Raw genomic sequence first — 5,251 nt, forward strand, 5'->3', positions numbered from 1 at the left:
CCCTGGCCGCGCGGGCGACGCCGTCGCGGGCCGGGTCGCCGAGGGCGTACAGGCCGGGGCGGCCGGGGACCTCGTGGAAGCCGAGCCGCTGGAGCATCCAGGAGGCGTTGGCCCTGGCCGTGCGGTCGGCGGCCACGATGCCGTGCTCGGGGTGGCGGCCGAAGGTCACGTCGGTGGGCCCGGCCCACCCCGCTGCCCGCACCGGTCCGGTTCGGACGGCGGGCTCTTCATTGGTCATCACGGGCCGGACGCCCCCGAACGCTCTGCCGCATCCGTCGCCGCGTCTGCCGTCGTACCTGCCATCGTGCCCACCGCCGTGCCCGTCGGCGGGGCCTCGCCGGCGGCGCCGCGGATCCGGCGCATCTCGCGGCGGTACTGGCGCTGCCCGGCCAGGCGCCACAGCAGCCGCGCGGGCAGCGGGAGCCGGCTCAGGAACTCCTCCCGCTCGCTCGCGGAGGCGTCCTCCAGGATCGAGCCCAGGGCGATCATCAACCGGTTGCGCGGGGTATCGGCGAGGCCGCGCTCGCCGACGGCACGCCACTGCTCAGGTCCGACGTGCGCGGCCACCAGGGGCATCACCGTCCCCTCCTCGGCGTCCAGGTGGGCGCAGAGCAGGTCGTGGTGCTCGTGCAGGGCAGCCACGAGTACGTGACGGGTCTCCTCGGCGGGGTCGGTCGCCCAGCGCTCCATCAACCCGGTGATCCGGGCCAGCCCCTCGTCCAGGGCGTGGTGCTGGGCCTCCATCAGGGCCAGGCGCCCGGCCTCGTCGTCGGTCAGCCGCGGGCGCAGCGGGGGCCACAGCAGTTCGTCCTCGCCGGTGTGGTGGACGTGCAGCCCCAGTACGTACAGGTGCCAGGCGCCGGCGAGGACCGTCGCGCGCTCGGTGTCACCCGCCGGAGCGGCGGCGACGAGGGTGGTCATCAACCGCGACTCCCGGCGGAAGATCCTGTGGATCATCGCCATCTCGCGGGTGTAGGGGTGGGTTCCGGCCTGGGCCTGATCGATCGGTGTCACGTCGACCAGTCTCGGCAGGAGCCCTTGGCATCCACTTGCCGCGGGTGTCCACCGCCGGGGCGTCAGCCGTCGCGGCGTCACCCGGCGGGGCGGACGCACCGGCGATGCGCGCCGGTACCGCCGCACCCACCGCCCACCGCCGCCGGCGACAACGCCGGGCCACGGGCCTTGCCTCGGGCCGGCGCCAAGTGGGCGCCAAGTCCCCGCCGGGCGGTGGGCGCGGCGCCCGTGACCGGGAGCCGGCCGGCCGACCGGTAGTCTGGCCCGCGCGCTGCCGCCGGGCACCCCGGCCGGCCGTGCGACGGTCGGCGGCCGCCGCCACTCGCGGGTCCGGTCCCGACGAGGACGACGGACCCGGGGGACGGGTCCCGGGGAGGCACGATGCAGGTGGAGAGCACGCAGGGGCCGGGGGCGGCCCGGCTGGTCGGGCGGGGCGAGCAGACCGCGCGGCTGAGCGAGGCGCTGGAGAGCGCGCGGACCGGGGCGGGCGGGGCGGCGGTGCTGCTGCGCGGCGAGGCCGGCATCGGCAAGACGGCCCTGCTCGAGTGGACCGCCGACCGGGCGGCGGGGGCCGGCTTCACCGTGCTGCGGGCGGTCGGCTCCGAGGTCGAGCGCGAGTACGCGTTCAGCGGGCTCCACCAAGTCCTCTGGCCGCTCCTGGAGCAGGTCCAGGACCTGCCGCCGCATCAGCGGGACGTCCTGGAGCACGCGCTCGGCGTCCGACCCGGCCTGCCGCCGGGCGGCTTCACCGTGGGGGCGTCCGCCCTCGCGCTGCTCGCCGCGGCCGCCCGCAGCCGGCCGTTGCTCCTGCTGGTCGACGACCTGCACTGGGTGGACTCCTCCAGCATCGCGGTCTTCGCCTTCCTCCACCGGCGGATCGCCGCCCTGCCCGTGGTCATCGTCAGCGCCAGCCGGCCCGAGGAGTCGACGGTGGAGGCCTGGTCGATGCACCCGGTCGAGGTCGGTGCGCTCTCCTCCGCGGAGGCCGGGGAGCTGCTCGACCTGCGCCACCCCGGCCTGGCCGGCAGCACCGCGGCCCGGCTGCTGGACGAGGCGGGCGGCAACCCGCTGGCCCTGGTGGAGCTGCCGCGCCAGCTGCGCCGCGGCCAGCTGCGCGGCATCGTCCCGCTGCCGGAGCAGCTGCCGCTCGGACGGCGGCTGGAGCGGCTCTTCGCGGACCGCCTGGCGGGGCTGACCCGGGCGGCCGAACGCGTCCTGCTGCTGGCCGCCCTGGCCGGTCCGGGTGCGGCCGAGGGCTCGGCCTCCTGGCTGCGCGCGGTGGGCGAGGACGTGGAGTTTGTGCTGGAGTCGCTGGAGGCGACCGGGCTCGCCCAGCTCGACTCGGCGGGCCGCCTGGGCTTCCGGCACCCGCTGGTACGGCGGGCCGTCATCTCCCGGGCCTCCGGGGCCCGGCAGCGCGAGGCGCACCGGCTGCTCGCCGAGGGCCTGACCGCCGACGACCCGAGGCGGCTGGTGCACGAGTCCAGCGCGGCGCTGCTGCCCGACGAGGACCTCGCCGCCCGTCTCCAGGAGGCCGGCCACCGGTTGGTGCGGCGCGGCGGCGACTCCGAGGCGGCCCTGCTGCTCGACCGCTCGGCGGCGCTCACCGCCGACCCGGCCGACCGGGCCCGCCGGCTGACCTGGGCCGCCGTCGCGGCCGCCCGGGGCGGCCAGCTGCGGCACACCGCGCGGCTGGTGGAGGAGATCGGCCGCGGGCCGGTGCCCGCCGACATCGCCCCGTTGTTCTCCTACGCCGTCGTCTACGTGGACCAGAGCCATCGGGTGGAGTTCGAGTCCTCCGTCGAGCTGCTGCCCGGGACGATCGAGGCACTGGCGCGGCCCGGCGCGGAGAGCTTCGGCGGCCTCGCCGAGCAGGCGTACTTCAAACTGCTGCTCGCCGCCGTCTACACCGGCGACGCCCGGGCCTGGAAGGTGCTCGCCGACCACCGGGGCCAGGTGTCCCCGCTCGCCCGGCTCTGCCACCGGGCCTGGTCGGACCCGGCGCGCACCGCCCATGGCGTGCCCGGACTGCTCACCGCCCTGCTGGACGGCCTGGACCGGGGCCAGGAGGCGGGCGCCGCCTGGCTGCTGCTCTGGACGGCCGCGGCGGTGGACGCCGCCGACGGCCCGCTGCGGCGCCGTTTCGCCGGCCAGCACGGCTACGCGACCCGCGGATCCGTCGCCAAGGCCGAGGTCTACCGCGCCTACCTGCGCGGCCGCTGGAACGAGGACGCCACCTGCCTGCACGAGGCCGAGGCGGCGGAGGAGCTCGGCTACCACTGCAACGCCCTGCTGTTCCGGCACTACCACGCGCACTTCCTGGCCGGGCGCGGCGACGAGGAGGGCCTGCACGCGGCGGACCGGCGGATCCGGCCGGTCGCCGAACGGGCCGGCATGCGGTTCGTCACCGACCAGCTCGACCACCTGCACGCGCTGGCCGCCCTCGCCCACGGCCGGGACGAGGACGCCTACGGCCGGCTGACCGCCCTGATGAGCCCCGGCGAGCTGCCGGCCGGGCTGCCCTGGTTCCACCTGCCCTTCCTCGACCTGGTGGAGGCGGCCGTGCGGACCGGGCGCCGGGCCAAGGCCGCCGCGCACGTCGCCGCCGGCCGGGCCGCGCGGATGGACGAGATCTCCGGCCACCACGCCTTCCTGCTGGCCGCGGCGGAGGCGATCGCCGCCGACGACCGGCACGCCGACGCCCTGTACGAGGCCGCCTGCGCCGTCCCCGGGGCGCGGCGCTGGGTCTTCCCCTTCGCGCGGCTGCAGCTCGCCCACGGCCTGCGGCTGCGCGCCAGGGGCTGCCGGGACGCGGACGCCCTGCTGCGGAAGGCCCGCCGTACCTTCGAGGAGCTGGGCGCCGCCCCCTGGGCCGCCCGCTGCACCGGGCACCCGGGGGCGGTGGAGGCGCCCTCCGGCGGACTGCCGCCGAGCGGGCCCCCGCGCCGGCCGCTGACCGGGCAGGAGGTGCGGATCGCCCGGCTGGCCGCCACCGGGCTCGGCCCCGCCGAGATCGGCGAGCGGCTCGGGACGGGTCCGCAGGCGGCGGCGACCGGGCTGGCCCGGGCGCTCGCGAAGCTCGGCGTCGCCGAGGCCCCTGGGCTCGGCCCGGCGCTGACCGCGGCCGGCCTGCTTGCCCCGGCGGCGGTGCCCCAGGCGCGGTGACGGTGCGTCAGCCGAGCTGCGGTGCGCAAACCGGTGGCGCGGGGGCAGCGAACGGTGGTCCCCGGGGCAGGCGCGCCCGGCGGGCGGTGACAGCGGAGGCGGAGCACGGGTTTCCTCGGTGGAGTCCGGTCCGACGAGGGTCGGACCGGACGGCCGCCGGACCGGACGGACGTCCGATGCGACCGTCGTCCGATGTGACGACCACTCATCAAGCACCACACCCGGGAGACCTCGATGAACCTCGACCGAACCGTCCTGCGCCGCGCGGCCGCCGCGGCCGGCTGCGCAGCCGCCGTCCTCACGGCCGTCCTCGTCCCGGCGGGAGCGGCCCAGGCCGCGACGCCCGGCCAGTTCACCCTCTGCTCGGACGGCTACTACTCCTCCTACGCGGAGTTCCCGGGCCGGCACCTCGCCACGAAGATCGTTGCGCCCGGTACCTGCAGCACTCTCAACCTCTCCGGGAACACCAAGGAGTTCGTCGTCCTGCACCAGGACAACGGTGCGATCGTCGGCAGCTTCTCCTACGACGACGCGGCGGGCACCGGCGTCTCCACGACCGGGAACTCCTGGTCCACGGGCTACTACCGCTGGTGACGCGGTGCCGGTGGCCCACCGCCGGTGACCCGCCGCCCATGACCCACCGTCGGTGACCCGGCCGCGCCGCGCCACCCCGGAGCCCCCGGTCCGGGGCGGCGCGGTGTGGCCGCCAATCCGTGGACAAGTCCCTGACAAGAGACGCGGTCTAGCGTCCTCGCAGTCCGAACGGACGAGTTCCGCACCAGTCGAGGACAGGCGGCCCGATCGCATGACGACCCAGCTCAACCCGGGGACGAAGACCTCCACCGCACCGACCATGACCCGGTTCGCGACGCCGCTCGCGGCGCCCGGGGCCACCCAGTTCGCGACACCGGTCGCGCGGCCGTCCGCGGCCCGCCGCGGCACCGGCGGCGTCGGGGTGATCAGGACGACCACCATCGCCGTGCTGGCCAGCGACCCGATCACGGGGGAGGGGGCGGCCCTCGGGCTGCGCCGCCACCCCGGGCTCCGGCTGCTCACGCCCGAGGACTTCCCC

The 5,251-nt window shown here is 77.1% G+C and carries 4 protein-coding genes and 1 pseudogene; 3 read left to right on the forward strand and 2 right to left on the reverse strand.

Features of this window, described 5'->3' with window-relative positions; all coding sequences use genetic code 11:
- A pseudogene (locus tag C2142_RS36345) lies at positions 1–238 on the reverse strand (hypothetical protein); the annotation flags it as partial.
- Entirely contained in the window at positions 238–1,014 is a 777-nt protein-coding gene (locus C2142_RS36350; protein ID WP_148647067.1) for a hemerythrin domain-containing protein, read from the reverse strand. The gene C2142_RS36350 and the pseudogene C2142_RS36345, both read right to left, overlap by 1 nt.
- A gap of 387 nt (positions 1,015–1,401) precedes the next feature.
- Between C2142_RS36350 and C2142_RS36355 the strand changes: the two genes are divergently transcribed.
- The 3 genes from C2142_RS36355 to C2142_RS36365 form a co-directional block, all read left to right on the forward strand.
- A complete protein-coding gene (locus tag C2142_RS36355) occupies positions 1,402–4,179 on the forward strand; it encodes an AAA family ATPase (protein WP_241003015.1) in 2,778 nt (925 codons plus the stop codon).
- A gap of 234 nt (positions 4,180–4,413) precedes the next feature.
- The gene (locus C2142_RS36360; protein WP_148647069.1) at positions 4,414–4,773 is read left to right on the forward strand and encodes a hypothetical protein; all 360 of its coding nucleotides are present in this window, start codon (positions 4,414–4,416) and stop codon (positions 4,771–4,773) included.
- A gap of 211 nt (positions 4,774–4,984) precedes the next feature.
- On the forward strand, positions 4,985–5,251 hold a 267-nt coding region (locus C2142_RS36365; RefSeq protein ID WP_206671104.1), incomplete at its 3' end, for a hypothetical protein.

Source organism: Streptomyces sp. CB01881 (assembly GCF_002953255.1).
Lineage (GTDB): Bacteria > Actinomycetota > Actinomycetes > Streptomycetales > Streptomycetaceae > Kitasatospora.

Bases quoted from the DNA above. Each gene is read 5' to 3' on its own strand.
- C2142_RS36360 (WP_148647069.1), top strand. From the start codon at position 4,414: ATGAACCTCGACCGAACCGTCCTGCGCCGCGCGGCCGCCGCGGCCGGC.